Raw genomic sequence first — 18,546 nt, 5'->3', positions numbered from 1 at the left:
CCCGTTGAGTATCGTGAGAGCCTGGGCTTCGCGGCATAACCAGTCCAAGTTTTTGTCCGCATCCCCACTGGGTCAGTTTTCGGTCAGCGGCAACAACACTATATGGCTGCGAGACGGCTTATCAAACGCAAAGGGTGCCTTAGGGTGGAGCTACACCCTGAACTGTTCCATCAATTTCATCTGTTGAGTGGTCAGGCTATGTAGCTCGCTGGCAACCTGCGCCGATTCGGTGGCTTGCTCGGTCAGGGTTTCGGTCACACTGCGAATTGCCGAGATATTGCGATTGACCTCTTCGGCGACTGCACTCTGCTCTTCCGCCGCGCTGGCGATCTGCAGATTCATGTCGCTGATGACCGTGACCGCGTCACTGATCTTGCCCAGCGCCTGAAGTGCCTTTTGGACTTGTCCTACATTACTGTGAGCCTTGGTTTGGCTCACGTGCATCGCCACCACGACACCGCGAGTACCGTTCTGGATGCGCTCGATGACCTGGCGGATTTCCTCAACGGAATCCTGGGTTCGTCTCGCCAAGTTGCGCACTTCGTCGGCGACCACCGCGAAACCACGCCCGCTTTCGCCCGCACGGGCGGCTTCGATAGCCGCGTTGAGGGCAAGCAGATTGGTCTGTTCAGCAATGCTGCGGATGACTTCCAGGACCGTGCCGATCTGTTCGCTATCGACCGCCAGCGCTTCGACTTCGGCCACTGCCTTGCTGACGTCCTCGGCTAGGATGCCAATGTCACGGGTACTGCGCTCAATTATGCCGACTCCGTCCCTGGCCGATTGGTCGGCCGCGCGGGCAGCCTGAGCGGCATTTGACGCGCTGTTGGCAACATCATGGGCGGTCGCGCTCATTTCGTTTGAAGCCGTGGCCACCTGATCGATCTCACGAAACTGAACCTGCATGCTTTCGCTGGTCTGCCTAGCAATTAACGAAGACTGATCGGCGGTGCCGCGGGCATCGAGGGTGTTTTGCTTTATCCGGGTGATGGTTGGTTGCAACTTGTCGAGAAAGCGGTTGAACCAGTTGACCAGTTCGCCCAACTCGTCTTTCTTGCTGTATTGCAAACGTTGGGTCAGGTCGCCATCGCCGCTGGCAATTGCCTTGAGCATACCTGCTACGCAAGTGATCGGCTGGGTCACGCTTGAGGCGGACATCCAGATCAGTAAGCACCCCAGCAGGCAAGCCCCAGTGGCCATCAACAGGGCTTGGAGGGTGCCGCTGGATTGGGCTTTATCGAACACCCTTTGAAGTTTATCCGCATCGGCCAGCAATACTTGGTGCGGTACGTCGATGGCCACGCCCCAGGCTTTTGCATCAGCAATCGGTTTGACCGGATAGACCGCCCGGATCAGCCCCCCTTGGTGAAGGATCTTCGGCGTATCACCGTCCAGCGACGCAATGATTTGTTTACCCTCCGCGCCAAGCGCTTTCCCCATATTTGCGCCAACCTGGGTGGCGTCGAAGCTGAAGGCGGCGAGTATGCCCGTGTCGGAGAGAATCAGCATACGACCCGAGCCATTAAACAAGCTGCTCTGCGCGGCACTGGCAGCTGCCTGCAGTGAGTCCAGCGCGATGTCCAGGCCCACTACACCTATGACCTTGTCGCCGACGATCAAAGGCAGGGAGATGGTCGTCATCAATATTCGCTTACCGTCGACGATGTCTGCGAAAGGAGCCATAAGACAAGGTCGCTTGCTGTCCCGAGGGCATGTGTACCAGCTGTTATAGGGAGCACCACTGATGCTGAGCGCCGTGCTGCCAAGGTCGCTCTCGTTGATCTGCAGACTCATCACCTGACCGGTGCCACGGTTCCAGGCACTGGCGAAGCGCCCCGACTCATTCGACGCACGGGCCGTATCATGGGCGAACTCGGCGTCCTTTCCATCTAAGGCATTACGTTCATAGACCAGCCATACACCCAGCACTCCGGGATTGCGCTCGAATGTGGTCTTGATGCTTTGATTGAGTTCTTCCCGCAGTGCTGCGGCTGTTAGTCCACGATGGTTTGCCATATTGCGCAAATCGTTCGCCTCGTCGGCCAGAGCAGTGATGACGGTCAGGCCGGTACCGAAGGTCTTCTGTAAATTCGCAGCCTGCTCAGCAGCTTTTGCCAGTAGCAGGTTCTCGCCACTGCCGGTCAGCATCTGGCTGCTGGATTGACTGATCATCTGCTTGTTCAGATTGCTTTGATAAAGATTCATGCCGACGATCAGGCCCATTACCCCGAGCAGGCAGAGCCCGGATAAAAGCACGATCTTCAAGCGAATAGACATGGGACTGCCTCATGGATGAACAATATGTTTTGTCAGTCAGATAAGTGCTTCCACCTACTCGGCGTTGGCACTACGCGCAGCCTGCAAAAGCAAGACTGCGCGCTTGTGCGTTTCAGCATTCGTGTGGCCGCAGAGTCGGCGCCACTGTTCGGTCAGTGCTTGACCATCACGTGGCGAATCACGGTGTAATCCTCCAATCCGTACATCGACATGTCTTTGCCGTAGCCGGATTGCTTTACACCACCGTGTGGCATCTCGCTCATCAGCATGAAATGGGTATTGACCCAAGTGCAGCCGTACTGCAGGCGCGCCGCAAGACGGTGAGCTCGCCCTACGTCTGAGGTCCACACCGATGATGCCAGGCCATAATCAGAGTCGTTTGCCCAAGACAGTGCCTGCCCCTCGTCTTCAAATTCGGTCACGGAAACCACCGGGCCGAAAATCTCCCGGCGCACCACTTCGTCGTCTTGTCGCGCGCCGGCAAGTACCGTGGGTTCGAAGAAGTAACCGGGACCTTCCACGCGTTTCCCGCCCGTCACGACTTCTATGTGTGGCAGTAACCGTGCTCGATCCACGAAGCCGACAACACGGTCCAAGTGCTGTTGGGTGATCAGAGGCCCCAGCTCAGTCTCAGGATCATCCTGAAGACCAAACTTGATACTGGATACGGCGATGCCGAGCTTTTCAACGAGGCGAGCGTAAATGCCTTTTTGCGCATAGATCCGGCAGGCTGCGGTGCAATCCTGGCCGGCGTTATAGAAACCGAAACTACGTATGCCCTCTACAGCCGCATCGATGTCTGCGTCGTCGAAAATGATGACGGGGGCTTTGCCTCCCAATTCCATATGCATACGCTTAACGGTGTCAGCGGTGCCGGCGATGATATGACTGCCGGTGGCCACTGACCCCGTCAGTGAGACCATCCGCACTTTCTCGTGGGTAGTGAGCGGCTTGCCTACATTGGGCCCTCGTCCGAACACAACATTGACCACGCCAGCAGGGAAAACCGTGACCATTAACGAGGCTAACTTAAGCGCCGTCAGCGGTGTCTGTTCGGAAGGTTTGAGGACAACGGTATTGCCGGCCGCCAAGGCGGGAGCCAGCTTCCACGCGGCCATCATCAGTGGATAGTTCCAAGGCGCGATCGAGGCGATGACACCCACGGGATCGCGCCGAATCATCGAAGTATGGCCTAGCAAATACTCGCCCGCCGCAGAGCCTTGCAAACACCTACTCGCACCCGCGAAGAAACGAAACACATCGGACACTCCAGGCAGTTCGTCGCCCAAGACGGCCGCGTAAGGCTTGCCACAATTATTCGATTCCAGCCGGGCCAGTTCTACGGCATGGCTATCGATGAGGTCAGCCAGTTTGAGCAACAACAGCGAGCGATCCTTTGGCGTGGTCTGGGACCAGCTTTCGAAGGCGGCGTCAGCGGCTTGCACTGCGCAATCAACCTGCGCGGGCGTAGCCTCAGCAATGTCCACTAGTGCGGTCCCCAGAGAAGGGTTCATTACCGCGAGTCGCTCGCCTTCGCCTGCGACCAATTCGCCGTTGATGAGCATTTTAATGTGCATAGGCGTCTCCAATGAGTGCAGGCGCCAGATGCCTGCACTCAGAAAGAATTTAGATTTAACGGACAATAAGTTGCTGACTAAGTCAGCCGTCCAGTTGGGGAGTCACGACAGGTTTGCGTATCGGCCACATGGTTTTTCATGCAGCCTTAAAGTCACAGAGGGGCTCTATACGGGTATGTCCAACGAGTTCTTGCCTTTCAGAATCCACGCGACGATGCCACCGAGTACGAGCCATGCGACACCGACGAGTTGGGCGTTCGAGTTCGCGCTGAACAGTGCGTAGCAGAGGACGGCCGCACCCAGTACAGGGGAAACGAGATGTCTGAAGAAAGAGCGATCAGTCTTACCCCTGAAAAAAGCGATGACAGAAGCATGCAACATCACATAGGCACACAATGCGCCGAACGTGACCATCGTTACGATGGTTTCAATCTGGTCTTTGCCGACAATGGCAATCACCAGCGAGAGCGCAGCGACCAGGTATAACGCGGTCGTTGGTGCTTCATTTTTATTAAGTTTGGCGAGCACACGAGGCAGCTTTTTATCGCGTGCCATGCAGTAGATGACTTTTGTCGTGGTGGCCTGGGAGATAAGTGCATTAGCCAGCAAAGCTATCAGTGCATTCGTCAACGTGATGACCGGCAGGAACCACGTCCCCACCACTTGGGTGCTGACCGTGTAAAAGGCAACATCAACGGCGCCGTCCTGATATTTCGACCCCAGGGGAACGAACACAGACGCCAGGTAGACTTGCGCAACGAACAGCACGGTCACGATCACCAGCAACAACATCGTCGCCCGCGATACGGTTTTACCGCCCCCCTCGGCCTCCTCGTTCAGCGTCGAAACAGCATCAAAACCGATAAAGCTCAGAGCGGCGATTGGTACGGCGCCAAACACGGCGGACATACTGAATTGCGACGGGTTATAGAAAGGCGCTAACAGTTGCTCCTTGGAAACCGTTCCTCCGGCGATAAGGCCAACCGCAAACACGACGAAAATCGAGAGGACAACCAGCTGGATGACCAGCAGCACCTTTCCCACATTCACATTAACGGTGATACCGAACAGATTAACGATCATGGGCACAGCGACGAAAATCCCTAACCAAACCACCTTGTCGATGCCGGGAAACAAAGGTTGCAAGGCCGCTGCACCTAGAACCGCCAGCAACGCGGGAAGCAACAGATAGTCCAGCAAGATGGCCCATCCCGCCATAAAGCCGAATGTGGCATTGGTGCCCTTTGTCACATAGGAATAGACCGATCCCGAAAGAGGAATTCGTTTCGCCATTTCACTGTAGCTGATCGCACTGAACACCATCGCGATGGCGGCCAGCGTATAGGTCAGCGCGGTCAGTCCATTGGACGTGTTATGAATCGCTCCAAAGACAGAGACAGGAGCAATCGGAACGAAGTAAAGCAACCCGTAGACAAGGACGTCCGTCAGCGAAAGTTTCTTGCTGAGTTGACCATTATCACTGGGTACGACCAAGGTATCGCTCATTTTTGTTGCCCCTTGACGATTGGCCCGGATTTTCACCCGGACATTATTTAGGTACGGTTGCCGCGTGTCGCCAGCATTTGCTGTGGAACCGCGTACCGCTTTTGTTATTTGCACATCGGGACTGGAAAGGACCTATTCACTCAAACACCAAGATGGGTCTTTTGACGTTCGATGAATTCAGTTTAGGAGCCCCTCTTACTGTCGACTATCGAACCAGCGAACCGCGCTTTTCGTGTGAGTGCACGGCGCCTTTATTGCCATGAACTTGTCGCGCCCAAAGAGCAGCCGGGCGTGGCTGCCCCTTGGGTCCGATCAATGTATGCACCGCAGCATGGTCCGCTCCCCGAAGCCAAGCATCGGCCGGGCTCCGCACTCATGCATCTGAATGGACGGTCAATTGCAATCGATGATGACGTCCAGCGCTTCAGGGTGCAGGAACCGCTTGAGCACATTGCCGGTGAGTCGCGCGACATTGTTGTCGTAACGGTTGTGGGAAAGTGAACCGGTGTAGGCAATTGATCCCACTGAGAACACGCCGCCCCCTCCTGGCAATGGACACAGAACGATGTCCGCGCGAACGCGAGACTGCTCGGTCCCGCCAATGCCAGGGATTGATTCGTAGACGTCCTCGGCGGCGAGAAGATAGGCATCCGACAATGGCCCGGAAGTCGCCAGGACAAGCGCACCCGGTGGGGCCCCTAATGACGGATCGTACCGGTCGATCTCCGCGCCGGCGGCACCACCGCCCATGATTCCAAAGTCGCCAATGCGCTCGTCACTGCCAATCCCTTCAAACGCAAATGCGGCGAGTGGGTCGTAGCTGTCGGTGAGGCGTTCGTAATACGTGCAGCGGTCGAAGCCTTGCGCGGCGAACCCCACGCCTAGCAGTCGCTGCGGCGCCTTACCCTTGTTGCGCCATAAGCCGGCCATTTCACCGGAGGTCTGGTGGCGGCGATCGCCAAACGGCGACTCGTGGGGGCGTGTACCCGCATCTGACCTGCGCAACTCCATGACATGCCGCTCTTCCGGATCAAATGAAACAGTTGCGAAAAAACCGTTTCCGCCCAAGTACATCAAGCGTCCGCCGTTCCCGGTGAAAGCCTCGATCGCGTTGAGTTCGTTGCGTGTCACATATTCTGGATGACTGCCCGTGATTAGAACCTTGTAGTCCTTGAGCAGGTCGACGCCTTCGCGATCGAGGTCTTCATCCGTCAGCGCGTCGAATTCACAACCGATTGTGTCGAGCCAATGAGCGATGCAGAGATCAGCAGGAAGCCCCCATACGCCCTCTGCCTGGAACCAGGCGCGGTGTTTGGGGTTGAGCGTCAGGATGGGGCGCCGAGTGCTGCCGAAGACGACGCCAGAGCCATCGTTATGGATTTCATAACAGGAACGACCGAATTCAGGATGGTCTTGAAGCGTCAGATCTTGACGATCAATGATCGGTGTCCGACTGACGATGATTTCCGCGCCATTGGCTTCAAAGGCTATTCGGTCGTTGGCGTACGCCAGATAAGTCGCCGTAGAGAAAAGCACCGCCACTTCGCGTTTCTGACGTCCCGGCCTGACGAAAAACGGGATGTATTGTTCAACGCCTGCACTGCTCAGTTTCGCGGCGTATACACCACTCGCGAGATCGTCCGGGACCTGAATCTTGAACGCCGTTGGCCACTGGGCGTCGGTGATGTCATCGTCGTGAAAATGGATCGCATCAAACTCGTCAGGTGCCCGCCGAAAGTCGTCGCTCAACCCCTTAAACCTATGGCCCGCCACTCCCCGTGTCGGCGCGTTGAAGCAGCGTCCATGCAAACCGTTTCCGGACACGTCTACAACATCGCTGAGTAACAGGCCATCGTCACGAAGGCTCTTGCCAAAGTGCCAGGCGGCCAGCTCGGAAACAGCCGCATCGCCGAGAGAGGGACGCAGAATGCGGACTCCACCGATTTTTCCGTTGTAGGCGGCATTCGCCAGCCATCGACCGTCTTGCTGACAGGCCAGCGCCCCGATCCTGAAGGGGGGTTGGCTTTCAGTCAGTCTCGTGCCGAACCTGAAGGGGGCTTGGCTTTCAGTCAGTCTCGCGCCGAACGGGACAGTACGTGATTCTGCGCGCAAGGCACTGGCACTCGCTGAGAGACGGTTCATGATGTTGTCGATTGGTGTCTGCTCCAGGCAGACCGTCCCGGCATCCGATTTGACACTGACTATGACGCGATACCACTGGTGTGCAATAAGTGGCGTTGCCAATGAAACTTTCTTTGTCTCACCATCTGCCACCCATATAAACGTTGGCCGCCCTTCCTCCAGTACAAGGGCGTAGCCAGAACAACTTGCCACGGACCAGTTTCCCAAAATGGCCTGTAGACTCGAATCACTCTCAAATGAGTTCTGCGTTACGTGGTAGGCCCCGAAGTTGCCCGAGCGTGTGCCTTGCGGCAGTGTCGGATAGACATGGGCTTCAATAACCAAACCGTTAGGGGATCGCAGAAGTCCTTGCGTGTCAGTGATTTCCACATAAGAGCCCGGCTGGCACACATGCTGGATACCCTCGTAGCTTCCTTCGAACGACGACTCAACAGGCGTCTCAAGGAAACCGGGGCCCGACTCCCCCGTAAACCCGTGTCGAAGCTTCACAAGCGAGGCGTCATATCGCGCGACCCCTTCGCAACTTACCTTGAAAGAAAGACTTTCACCCGGCGACACAGAGAATCCGTCGCTATAGCCGAAAATTTGCTGACTGACCTGGTTCATTCTCATTTCATCCGTTATGCGACTGAGAATCCGTTTCGCGCGACTCGGCAGCGAAAAGGGCTCGGCATCGAAGCGAAAAAACGTGACGCAATGCGTCGTCGTAAGTCAGGAAAATGCCTGGACTTCGAACGAAGTTGCCTGGCTCTCCAATCACAATGTTCCCGACGCCCCATGGCCCGTCGATACCCAGCGAAATGACAATCGCCTTGCCGGCTATAGACGCCCCGCCTAGCCCACGCACGACCCTTCGAGTCTTGTCATCATGTGGCCCGAGCGGAGACCGTTCGTAGGCGCCGATCACGCCAGAGTCGCAGTCGTCACGCAGGCGTTCAAAAAACCGAGCCTGGAACAAAGCGGCCAATTCAGCTTCGCGATCTGAGGAGGTACGCATGGTCATTCCCTCAGTGCGGTAGTTATTGTTGTGTTCATACTTTTCTCTTGCTTGTCAGTCGATTGCGCAGATATCCAAAAATGCGCCTGGCCGCGTTGCGGAGCGCTGGTCCGGAGGAGATACGCTGACCCCCCTGTACCGGTAGCGATATCGTCCGATGGACCGCGCCCCGCGATCTATCGCATGAGAGAACCAAGATTTTCGTCAGCGTGCACGGTGCGCAGAGTGGGTGCACGAGTCTGGTCTTTGCTCGCAACCGGCTCACCTACAGAGCAACGGCTCATGGCATACCTTTGCTTCCGCACCATTGGTCCGCTTTAACTGGACTTATGCATCCACCGGTTATTATCGAAATATGACACGGCGCTTCCGATGGCTGACTAGGCTGACTAGGCTTGCCTGGAAGTCATGGCATAGGGCTTGCTTGAGCTTCTAAGGCAGTGATTTTTTCAGGAGGGCGTGTGGATTCGTTACATTTGATAACCCGGTTCTCGACGGGCGAGGTTCATCCACAAAGACGTCTTGCTGCCTGGCAGGATTTCATGAGCGATGTCTACTACCCGATAGATGTGGCGGCCTACAACCCGGCATCGTTCTGCGGAGTCATTGAATCCACCCAGATCGGCGCGGTCGGAATTACTCGCTTTGCCGCTGATGCGCAACGGGCTGTGCGCCGCAAAGTACATGCCGGACGCGATGATTCGGATTTTTTCGCGCTAGTCATGCCGACCATGCAAACTGAGCAGTTCACTCACCTGGGTCGATTTGGAGACGTTGCGCCAGGCCAGGTCTCTGTCTTCAATTCCGCAGAAACCTATCAGCTGGATATCCCCAACGGCACGAGAAACGTCACAGTAAAAATACCGGCCGACCAATTCAGGGCGATGTGTCCGAAAATTGATGCGCGTTGTGGCCGCGTCGACGTCGCCAATTCGCGTTTCGTGCCACTGCTAACGCAATTCGCGTTGCAAGCATTGGAAAACGCCTCCTGCCTTTCCCCCGAGCATGTCAGAAGCTTGGAGAGAGGATTGCTGGAATTGGCTTTCTTGATGATGGATGTACCGGAGACCGATGCAGCGGGGGATTCACGAACGGTCATCGATCACTTCTTTCACCGTGTCATGGCGTATATCGCGGCAAACTTTCACGACCCGGATCTTGCACCTGAGCGAGCAGCTCAAGCTCACCGCGTTTCCATCCGCTATGTCCACAAGGTTTTCCAGGCTCACGATACGACGTTCGGGCGAGAACTTCGTCTTGCTCGGCTCAGGCACGCTCAAAAGCTTCTGCGCGAGAATGCGCTGCACAAGGCTCGGCCCACGACCATTGCGGAAGTGGCCTACAACTGTGGTTTTTCCAGCCAGGCGCTTTTTTCCGTCCGGTTCAAGGAAGCTTTTGGGTACTCACCTCGAGACGAAAAAAGCCATTAGTTCCACGCTATCTCCCATCAAATGGATGGCACTCATCGTAAAGTGTCTTTTTTGGCGCCTTCTGCGCCATGCCCTCTATGTTTCGTCGCATTAGGGTGAGGCAATGAACTGCGTCAGCACATGTGCGCGGCTTCCAGCGCCAAGCTCATGTTCATCCCCACGAGCCCGGCTTTTGGCGCCGCATAGGCTGCCTCACCCAGGTTGCTGACGCGGGTGCCGGTCGTAGAGCTGATATGGACGATGCGTCCATAACGACGATTCTGCATCCCCGGCAACACTGCTCGGGTCAGCAAAAATGCAGTGGTCAGATTACAAGCAATAGAGTTGTTCCAGACATCGACGCTCGTATTGGCTACGTCGGAGAACACCTCGGCCTCACCCCTTAATCGCCATACCCGCGTTGTTCACGAGCACATCGATTTGCCCCCATAGCGATTCAGACCATTTCACCAGTTCGACGCCTTTACCAGTATCGTTGAAGGTGGGACGGACTATCTATAGTGGGTCGTTTTCTGCCTCTCGCGACGGGCAGAAAACGTACAGAAGCCTTCATTCACTTTCCATGTAAAGCCTCGCATGGCCTAGCCGATGATCATCACAATGCAGTTCATTCATGTCGCAGTGATCTGGGGATTCAACATAGGCGGCAAGTAGATAAATGTTCTTTCCTATTATGTCTAGAATTCCTGACGTAAAATGCATTTTGGCCAGTTAATGTCTAGGAAATTAGATGCTATGCGACTCAACATTCAATCGGATCAAGTGCTCGCCGCCACAGTAGGAGCACATCTTCAAACGCTGCGGTTGAAGAGGAACATCAGCCTTGAGACCGTAGCGGAGAACGCGGCGATCAGCCGGCAGACCCTGCACCTGATGCTAAATCAAGGCAAAGGCACCTTGATCAATCTGATCGCCGTTTTGCGCGCCCTCGGCGAGTTGGAGCGCCTGAGTTCGTTGTTGGAGGAGGTGCGGCCCAGTCCGCTTCAAATCATGCGCATGGAAGGCAAAAAGCGACAGCGCGCCTCCGGCTCTCGTTTTACCTCCGAGGAAGCCAGGGCGGAAGTTGTTCACTCCAGCAAGCACAAAAACCGCGATTGGTGATGAAAAAGCGTGCAGTCCATCTCTGACTTTTTGATGATAGTGAGTCGTGCATCTTGCCAAAATCAACGTGGCTGATCTCGTAAACCTATTGCCGCCTGTAGATACCCGGCGGTGCATTCTTAACGCGTTGAGGTTGGGGTTGAGGACCTTTTTTCTTTGGTCGCTCAAAATTACAGCAGGGATAATACACCGGCCGCCAATCCCACATCCCCCAAACTTCTTTAGCGGGGAAAGGGCAACTCCAATATCCCACACCAAATTCATAGTTCTCTTCAACGAAATGTGTTGATTCCTGTTGGCCTGCGATATAAGTCGACCACAGAGACTCGATCGGCCGAATTTCGTCCCCGTAAGCTTTCACATCAGAGACGAAGTCAGCAAAACTTTCATAGGTTTCGACTATCGCTTTAATTATAAAATCAGTGGGTTCATCAAGAGGGAGCCTGTTTTTAGACCTAGATTTTTTGACAACTCCAAGCCGCCTTTCAATATTATCTCCAATATTCCTGTCGGATAAAAAATTCCAGATTTTTTGCTCAAATACTCCGTCTTGATGGATTTTTTCATTTAAGACCGCGAGAACCGCCTCCTCCGAAAGGTGATGGGTGAATGACAGAATCTCCTGAAAAATCTGCGCTTTCTTCAACTCAAATGGGTCTGTGTTCAGCGTCACAGGGCTATCTTTTAGATGTCGTCCCTCACAGGTCTTCCACATCACCCCCAGACTATGACCTCCATGGGAGAACTGTTTGTCACAAGCCGGGCAGCGTTTGACTAGCTCTACATTGTGCTCCGCACAGACTTTAAGCTCACAACAGTGAGCACGCCGCCAGAAAGAAAATCCTAAGCGTTCAATATCTTCTGCAACACAAACCGGACAAAAACCTGAAGGTTTTCTAATTGACTCATAGCAACGTGAATAGCTTATATATTCGTTCCTTGAGTAAGAGACATCTTGAGTATTTTTAAAAACTGCCGTGAAAGGATAGTTAGTATGCGTGTGCAGAATTTTGTTCAAGCCGTAACAGCCAGACCATCCCAGCAATTCGGCAAGTGTCAAAATATCTGCCCGTGAGGGACTATTTGGAAACGTCCGAAATACGTCCTCGGAAGAACGTTTTCCTTTAATAAAAAGAGTCCGCTCCACAAAGGAACGCACAGTCTCCTCTGGCTGAATCGCTAGGATCATTTTGGGCTTTCAAACGTTGAGCTTCGCCCAGAGTAGGGAGGAGCGGAGGAAAGCGTCGCTAGCTACCGAACCCGTGGGGCACAGGCGCTAGCGACAGACTTTATTTAATTCCGACAGACTTTATTTCGTAGGATCAGGTCCTGTTCGACAGCTGCACTCTTTACTCCACCGTCACAGACTTCGCCAGGTTCCGCGGCTGGTCCACGTCAGTACCCTTGAGCACAGCCACGTAGTACGACAGCAACTGCAGTGGAATGGTGTAGAGAATCGGCGCCAGGCTGTCATGGATGTGCGGCATGTGCACCACGTGATTCCCTTCGCCATTGGTCATGCCGGCCTTTTCGTCGGCGAAGACGATCAACTGGCCGCCACGGGCGCGCACTTCCTGGAGGTTGGACTTGAGCTTTTCCAACAGCTCGTTGTTCGGCGCCACGGTGACCACCGGCATGTCGTTGTCCACCAGGGCCAGCGGGCCGTGCTTGAGTTCGCCGGCCGGGTAGGCTTCGGCGTGGATGTAGGAGATTTCCTTAAGCTTCAGGGCGCCTTCCATCGCCACCGGGAATTGCGCGCCACGGCCCAAGAACAGCGTGTGGTTCTTCTCGGCGAACAGTTCGGCGATTTTTTCCACAGTGCTATCCATCGCCAGGGCTTCACCCAAACGAGCCGGCAGACGACGCAGTTCTTCCACCAGTTTCGCCTCTACGCCCTCGGCCAAAGTCCCACGCACCTGGCCCAACGACAAGGTCAACAACAACAGGGCGACCAACTGGGTGGTGAAGGCCTTGGTCGAAGCCACGCCGATTTCACGGCCGGCCTGGGTCAACAGGGTCAGGTCGGATTCGCGCACCAGCGAGCTGATGCCGACGTTGCAGATCGCCAGGCTGGCAAGGAAACCCAGGGCCTTGGCATTGCGCAGGGCCGCCAGGGTGTCGGCGGTTTCACCGGACTGGGAGATCGTGACGAACAGCGTATCCGGTTGCACCACCACCTTGCGGTAACGGAACTCACTGGCAACTTCCACCTGGCACGGGATACCAGCCAATTCCTCCAGCCAGTAACGGGCGACCATGCCGGCGTGATAACTGGTGCCGCAGGCGACGATCTGCACATTGCGCACCTTGGCAAACAATTCGGCGGCCTGTGGGCCGAAGGCCTGGACCAATACCTGGTTCTGGCTCATGCGGCCTTCCAGGGTACGTTGCACCACAGCCGGTTGTTCGTGGATTTCTTTGAGCATGAAGTGACGGAACTCGCCTTTGTCGGCGGCTTCGGCACCGTCCTGGTACTGCACCGTCTCGCGCTCTACCGCTTTGCCATCAAGATCCCAGATCTGCACGCTGTCGCGGCGAATTTCAGCGATGTCGCCTTCTTCCAGGTACATGAAACGGTCGGTGACCTGACGTAGCGCCAACTGGTCCGACGCGAGGAAGTTCTCCCCAAGACCCAGGCCGATCACCAGCGGGCTGCCACTGCGGGCCGCCACCAGGCGATCCGGTTGTTTCGCACTGATCACCGCCAGGCCATAGGCACCGTGGAGCTCCTTGACGGTCGCTTTGAGGGCCAGCGTCAGGTCTATCAGCTCCTTGAGCTTGTGATTGAGCAGATGGGCGATGACCTCAGTGTCGGTGTCCGAGGTGAAGACGTAGCCCGAGGCCTTGAGCTGCTCGCGCAGGGCTTCGTGATTCTCGATGATGCCGTTGTGCACCACCGCCAGGTCGCCGGAGAAATGCGGGTGGGCATTGCGCTCGCACGGCGCACCGTGGGTGGCCCAACGGGTGTGGGCAATGCCCAGGCGACCGATCAGCGGCTCGGCTTCCAGTGCCTGTTCCAACTCACTGACCTTGCCCGGCCGACGCATGCGTGCAAGCTGCCCGTCGTGGGTGAGCACCGCCACACCCGCGCTGTCATAGCCACGGTATTCCAGGCGCTTGAGGCCTTCGAGCAGGATGGCTGTGATGTTGCGTTCAGCAACGGCGCCGACAATTCCACACATGTTATTTCTCCTGGCTGACAGATGCGCAGATCACCTGGATGCCACGCGCCTGAATCTGATCGCGGGCCTCCACGGGCAGGCGATCATCGGTAATGAGGGTATGGACGCTGCTCCACGGCAGTTCCAGGTTGGGGATCTTGCGGCCGACCTTGTCGGCCTCCACCATCACGATCACTTCGCGGGCAACTTCAGCCATGACACGGCTCAGCCCCAGCAGTTCGTTGAAGGTGGTCGTGCCACGAACCAGATCGATGCCGTCGGCACCGATGAACAACTGGTCGAAGTCATAGGAACGCAGGACCTGTTCGGCGACCTGACCCTGGAAGGATTCGGAATGCGGGTCCCAGGTACCGCCAGTCATCAACAATACCGGTTCGTGTTCCAGTTCGTTCAAGGCACTGGCAACGTGCAGCGAATTGGTCATGACCACCAATCCCGGTTGCAGGCCGAGTTCGGGAATCATGGCGGCGGTGGTGCTGCCGCTGTCGATGATGATCCGTGCGTGTTCGCGAATCCGCTTCACTGCAGCCCGGGCAATGGCTTGCTTGTACTTCGAGACGGTCAGTGCGTTATCGGCGACCAACTCCTGCGGCATTGGTATCGCGCCACCGTAGCGACGTAATAGCAGGCCATTGGTTTCCAGGGCGGCCAGGTCCTTGCGAATCGTAACTTCCGAGGTTTCGAAGCGCTTGGCCAGCTCGTCCACACTCACTTCACCCTGGTCCTGGAGCAAGGCTAGGATGTTGTGGCGGCGTTGGGGAGTGTTGCGCTTCGACATGACGGTTTAAGTTTCGATTCGAAAGATAACGTAAGCAATCAAAACCTATTGTGCTGCGATCGTCAAGGCCGAGGGAGAAAAATTCAGAAATGATCGAGTACATGTGGGAGCGGGCTTGCTCGCGAAAGCGGTGGGTCAGCTTGCATCTAATTCGAATGTGCCGACGCCTTCGCGAGCAAGCCCGCTCCCACAGGGTGACTGTGGATAACTTTAAGGTTTCTTGATTTTTTCCGGACGTTTCCAGCCGTCGATATTCTTCTGGCGCGCACGCCCCACAGCCAGTTGTTGGTTATCCACATTCTGCGTAATGGTCGAACCAGCCGCCGTGGTCGCACCGCTGGAAATATCCACAGGCGCCACCAGGGAGTTGTTGGAGCCGATGAACACGTCCTCGCCCAGCACCGTCCTCCACTTGTTCGCGCCATCGTAGTTGCAGGTGATGGTGCCGGCACCAATGTTGGTGCGGGCGCCGATTTCAGCGTCACCCAGGTAGGTCAGGTGACCGGCCTTGGCGCCTTCACCCAGATGGGCGTTCTTCAGTTCGACAAAGTTCCCCACATGGGCGCGGGCTTCCAGCACGGAGCCAGGACGCAAACGGGCAAACGGGCCAGCATCGCTGCCCTCACCCATCACCGCACCGTCCAGGTGACTGTTGGCCTTGATCACCACGCCTTTGCGCAGGGTGCTGTCCTTGATCACGCAGTTCGGACCGATGACCACGTCGTCTTCGATAACCACCTTGCCCTCGAGGATCACGTTGATGTCGATGACCACGTCGCGGCCGACGCTGACATCACCTCGAACATCGAAACGGGCCGGGTCACGCAGGGTTACGCCCTGGGCCATCAGGCGGCGAGCGGCGCGCAACTGATAGTGGCGTTCCAGCTCGGCCAGCTGCCGACGGTCATTGGCACCCTGCACTTCCATCGCATCCAGCGGTTGCTCAGTGGCAACCACCAGGCCGTCTGCCACCGCCATGGCGATGACGTCGGTCAGGTAGTACTCGCCTTGGGCGTTGTTGTTCGACAGGCGACTCATCCAGTCACCCAGGTGCCCGGCCGGCAGCGTCAGGATCCCGGTATTGCACTCGGTAATGGCGCGTTGGGCTTCGTTGGCATCCTTCTGCTCGACGATGGCAGTGACCTGGCCGTCGGCGTCGCGCACGATGCGACCGTAGCCGGTAGGGTCGTCCAGCTCGACGGTCAACAGGCCCAGTTGCTGCGGGCCTACATGCTTGAGCAGGCGCAGCAAGGAGTCGACTTCGATCAGCGGCACATCACCGTAAAGAACCAGCACCGTGTCAGCGGTAATGAACGGCACCGCCTGGGCCACCGCGTGACCTGTCCCGAGTTGTTTATCCTGCAGGACAAAATTCAAGTCATCGGCGGCCAGCCGTTCACGCACGGCATCGGCACCGTGGCCGATCACCACGTGAATGCGCTGTGGATCGAGTTGGCGAGCGCTGTGGATAACATGACCGAGCATGGAGTTGCCAGCGATCGGATGCAGTACCTTGGGCAGCGCCGAACGCATGCGAGTGCCTTGGCCGGCCGCGAGGATAACGATTTCGAGAGACATGACTGGTACCAATCCTGGGTGGTCAACGACTGCGACCAGATGATGAGAGTCGTGAAAAGAAAAAAGGGTAGCCGAGGCTACCCTTTTTAATCAATCGCACAGAAAGCAGACGGCTTAGCCGCCGAACTTCTTGCGGATCTGCTGGACGGTGCGCAGCTGGGCTGCGGCCTCGGCCAGACGTGCAGCAGCAGAACCGTAGTCGAAGTCTGCGCCTTTTTCATGCAGGGCCTTCTCGGCAGCCTTGACGGCTTCCTGAGCGGAGGCTTCGTCCAGGTCGGCAGCACGTTGCACGGTGTCGGCAAGGACCTTGACCATGTTCGGCTGAACCTCGAGGAAACCACCAGAGATGTAGAACACCTCTTTTTCCCCGCCCTGCTTGGTCAGACTAATCGGACCTGGCTTCAAGCTGGTGATCAGCGGTGCGTGCCCCAGAGCGATACCAAGATCCCCCAGCTCACCATGCGCAACCACAAACTCGACCAGACCGGAGAAAATTTCCCCTTCCGCACTGACGATATCGCAATGGACTGTCATAGCCATCTGATTGCCTCAACCTAAATTAGCGCCCGTTGCCGGGCGCCGGGATTACAGTTTCTTGGCTTTCTCGATCGCTTCTTCGATGCCGCCGACCATGTAGAACGCTTGTTCTGGCAGGTGGTCGTAGTCACCGTTGAGGATGCCTTTGAAGCCAGCAATGGTGTCTTTCAGGGAAACGTATTTACCCGAAGCACCGGTGAAGACTTCAGCCACGAAGAACGGCTGCGACAAGAAGCGCTGGATCTTACGAGCACGGGCTACCAACTGCTTGTCGGTTTCCGACAGCTCGTCCATGCCCAGGATCGCGATGATGTCCTTCAGCTCTTTGTAGCGCTGCAGCACGTACTGAACGCCACGAGCGGTCTCGTAGTGCTCGGTGCCGATCACGTTCGGATCCAGCTGACGGGAAGTCGAGTCCAGTGGGTCTACCGCTGGGTAGATACCCAGGGAAGCGATGTCACGGGACAGTACGACGGTGGCGTCCAAGTGGGCGAAGGTGGTCGCTGGCGACGGGTCGGTCAAGTCGTCCGCTGGTACGTATACCGCCTGGATCGAGGTGATCGAGCCTTGCTTGGTCGAAGTGATGCGCTCTTGCAGCACGCCCATCTCTTCAGCCAGGGTCGGCTGGTAACCTACTGCCGAAGGCATACGGCCCAGCAGTGCGGATACTTCGGTACCGGCCAGGGTGTAACGGTAGATGTTGTCGACGAACAGCAGAACGTCGTTACCTTCGTCACGGAACTTCTCGGCCATGGTCAGGCCGGTCAGGGCTACGCGCAGACGGTTTCCCGGCGGCTCGTTCATCTGGCCATAGACCAGTGCCACTTTGTCCAGAACGTTGGAATCCTTCATCTCGTGGTAGAAGTCGTTACCCTCACGAGTACGCTCACCCACACCGGCGAACACGGAATAACCGCTGTGCTCGATGGCGATGTTACGGATCAGTTCCATCATGTTTACGGTCTTGCCTACACCGGCACCACCGAACAGACCGACTTTACCGCCCTTGGCAAACGGGCAAACCAGGTCGATAACCTTGATGCCGGTTTCCAGCAGGTCGTTGCCGCCCGCTTGCTCAGCGAAGGACGGCGCAGGACGGTGAATGCCCCAACGCTCTTCTTCGCCGATCGGACCCGCTTCGTCGATCGGGTTGCCCAGTACGTCCATGATCCGGCCCAGGGTCGCTTTACCGACCGGTACGGAGATGGCTGCGCCAGTGTTGTTGACGTCCAGACCGCGCTTCAAGCCCTCGGTGGAGCCCATCGCAATGGTACGAACCACGCCGTCGCCCAGCTGCTGCTGAACTTCGAGGGTGGTTTCGGCGCCTTGAACCTTCAAGGCGTCGTAGATGCTCGGTACGCTGTCGCGTGGGAATTCCACGTCGATAACGGCGCCGATGATTTGAACGATACGTCCGCTACTCATAGCTGGATCCTCTGAA

General features: G+C 56.5%; 11 protein-coding genes and 3 pseudogenes. 2 read left to right on the top strand and 12 right to left on the bottom strand.

The window, feature by feature from the left end; translation table 11 throughout:
• Positions 1-150: 150 nt before the first annotated feature.
• The 5 genes and pseudogenes from FBX99_RS29560 to FBX99_RS12175 form a co-directional block, all read right to left on the bottom strand.
• Positions 151-666 (bottom strand): annotated as a pseudogene (locus FBX99_RS29560) (methyl-accepting chemotaxis protein); the annotation flags it as partial.
• A 342-nt stretch (positions 667-1,008) separates the two neighbouring features.
• Positions 1,009-1,794 (bottom strand): annotated as a pseudogene (locus FBX99_RS29555) (HAMP domain-containing protein); the annotation flags it as partial.
• Between the two features lie 635 nt (positions 1,795-2,429).
• Positions 2,430-3,854, bottom strand: a complete 1,425-nt coding sequence (locus FBX99_RS12185; protein ID WP_145131702.1) for a gamma-aminobutyraldehyde dehydrogenase — start codon at positions 3,852-3,854, stop codon at positions 2,430-2,432.
• A gap of 165 nt (positions 3,855-4,019) precedes the next feature.
• Positions 4,020-5,360 carry an APC family permease gene (locus tag FBX99_RS12180; RefSeq protein ID WP_110625310.1) on the bottom strand — a complete coding sequence of 447 codons (1,341 nt, stop codon included), beginning with the start codon at positions 5,358-5,360 and terminating at the stop codon, positions 4,020-4,022.
• Between the two features lie 393 nt (positions 5,361-5,753).
• A complete protein-coding gene (locus FBX99_RS12175) occupies positions 5,754-8,108 on the bottom strand; it encodes a N,N-dimethylformamidase beta subunit family domain-containing protein (RefSeq protein ID WP_144931576.1) in 2,355 nt (784 codons plus the stop codon).
• An 852-nt stretch (positions 8,109-8,960) separates the two neighbouring features.
• Here FBX99_RS12175 and FBX99_RS12170 point away from each other — a divergent pair.
• Positions 8,961-9,929 carry an AraC family transcriptional regulator gene (locus FBX99_RS12170; RefSeq protein WP_124388881.1) on the top strand — a complete coding sequence of 323 codons (969 nt, stop codon included), beginning with the start codon at positions 8,961-8,963 and terminating at the stop codon, positions 9,927-9,929.
• Between the two features lie 125 nt (positions 9,930-10,054).
• On the opposite strand, the pseudogene FBX99_RS12165 reads toward FBX99_RS12170, so the two are convergent.
• A pseudogene (locus tag FBX99_RS12165) lies at positions 10,055-10,385 on the bottom strand (SDR family NAD(P)-dependent oxidoreductase); the annotation flags it as partial.
• Between the two features lie 279 nt (positions 10,386-10,664).
• Here FBX99_RS12165 and FBX99_RS12160 point away from each other — a divergent pair.
• Positions 10,665-11,030 carry an XRE family transcriptional regulator gene (locus FBX99_RS12160; RefSeq protein ID WP_144931578.1) on the top strand — a complete coding sequence of 122 codons (366 nt, stop codon included), beginning with the start codon at positions 10,665-10,667 and terminating at the stop codon, positions 11,028-11,030.
• An 85-nt stretch (positions 11,031-11,115) separates the two neighbouring features.
• Here FBX99_RS12160 and FBX99_RS12155 read toward each other — a convergent pair whose 3' ends face one another.
• The 6 genes from FBX99_RS12155 to atpD all read right to left on the bottom strand — a co-directional run bounded on the left by FBX99_RS12155 (position 11,116) and on the right by atpD (position 18,530).
• Positions 11,116-12,219, bottom strand: a complete 1,104-nt coding sequence (locus tag FBX99_RS12155; protein WP_144931579.1) for a TniQ family protein — start codon at positions 12,217-12,219, stop codon at positions 11,116-11,118.
• Between the two features lie 160 nt (positions 12,220-12,379).
• Positions 12,380-14,212 carry a glutamine--fructose-6-phosphate transaminase (isomerizing) gene (gene glmS, locus FBX99_RS12150; RefSeq protein WP_144930045.1) on the bottom strand — a complete coding sequence of 611 codons (1,833 nt, stop codon included), beginning with the start codon at positions 14,210-14,212 and terminating at the stop codon, positions 12,380-12,382.
• A gap of 1 nt (position 14,213) precedes the next feature.
• Positions 14,214-14,990, bottom strand: a complete 777-nt coding sequence (locus tag FBX99_RS12145) for a DeoR/GlpR family DNA-binding transcription regulator (RefSeq protein ID WP_144930044.1) — start codon at positions 14,988-14,990, stop codon at positions 14,214-14,216.
• Between the two features lie 210 nt (positions 14,991-15,200).
• Positions 15,201-16,568: a bifunctional UDP-N-acetylglucosamine diphosphorylase/glucosamine-1-phosphate N-acetyltransferase GlmU gene (glmU, locus tag FBX99_RS12140; protein WP_144930043.1), complete on the bottom strand. Its 1,368-nt coding sequence runs from the start codon at positions 16,566-16,568 to the stop codon at positions 15,201-15,203.
• Between the two features lie 114 nt (positions 16,569-16,682).
• Positions 16,683-17,108, bottom strand: a complete 426-nt coding sequence (locus FBX99_RS12135) for a F0F1 ATP synthase subunit epsilon (protein ID WP_024777790.1) — start codon at positions 17,106-17,108, stop codon at positions 16,683-16,685.
• Between the two features lie 45 nt (positions 17,109-17,153).
• Positions 17,154-18,530, bottom strand: coding sequence for a F0F1 ATP synthase subunit beta (gene atpD, locus FBX99_RS12130; protein ID WP_042727805.1), 1,377 nt, complete (start codon positions 18,528-18,530; stop codon positions 17,154-17,156).
• Positions 18,531-18,546: the final 16 nt, after the last annotated feature.

The sequence above is a fragment of the Pseudomonas sp. SJZ074 genome (assembly GCF_007828215.1).
In the GTDB taxonomy this organism is placed as follows: domain Bacteria; phylum Pseudomonadota; class Gammaproteobacteria; order Pseudomonadales; family Pseudomonadaceae; genus Aquipseudomonas.
This window is presented reverse-complemented; position numbering and strand designations above follow the sequence as displayed.

Excerpts from the sequence above, each read along its gene's own strand:
- FBX99_RS12185 (WP_145131702.1), bottom strand. The coding sequence starts at position 3,854 with ATGCACATTAAAATGCTCATCAACGGCGAATTGGTCGCAGGCGAAGGC.
- FBX99_RS12180 (WP_110625310.1), bottom strand. The coding sequence starts at position 5,360 with ATGAGCGATACCTTGGTCGTACCCAGTGATAATGGTCAACTCAGCAAG.
- FBX99_RS12175 (WP_144931576.1), bottom strand. The coding sequence starts at position 8,108 with ATGAACCAGGTCAGTCAGCAAATTTTCGGCTATAGCGACGGATTCTCT.
- FBX99_RS12160 (WP_144931578.1), top strand. The coding sequence starts at position 10,665 with ATGCGACTCAACATTCAATCGGATCAAGTGCTCGCCGCCACAGTAGGA.
- FBX99_RS12155 (WP_144931579.1), bottom strand. The coding sequence starts at position 12,219 with ATGATCCTAGCGATTCAGCCAGAGGAGACTGTGCGTTCCTTTGTGGAG.
- glmS (WP_144930045.1), bottom strand. The coding sequence starts at position 14,212 with ATGTGTGGAATTGTCGGCGCCGTTGCTGAACGCAACATCACAGCCATC.
- FBX99_RS12145 (WP_144930044.1), bottom strand. The coding sequence starts at position 14,990 with ATGTCGAAGCGCAACACTCCCCAACGCCGCCACAACATCCTAGCCTTG.
- glmU (WP_144930043.1), bottom strand. The coding sequence starts at position 16,568 with ATGTCTCTCGAAATCGTTATCCTCGCGGCCGGCCAAGGCACTCGCATG.
- FBX99_RS12135 (WP_024777790.1), bottom strand. The coding sequence starts at position 17,108 with ATGGCTATGACAGTCCATTGCGATATCGTCAGTGCGGAAGGGGAAATT.
- atpD (WP_042727805.1), bottom strand. The coding sequence starts at position 18,530 with ATGAGTAGCGGACGTATCGTTCAAATCATCGGCGCCGTTATCGACGTG.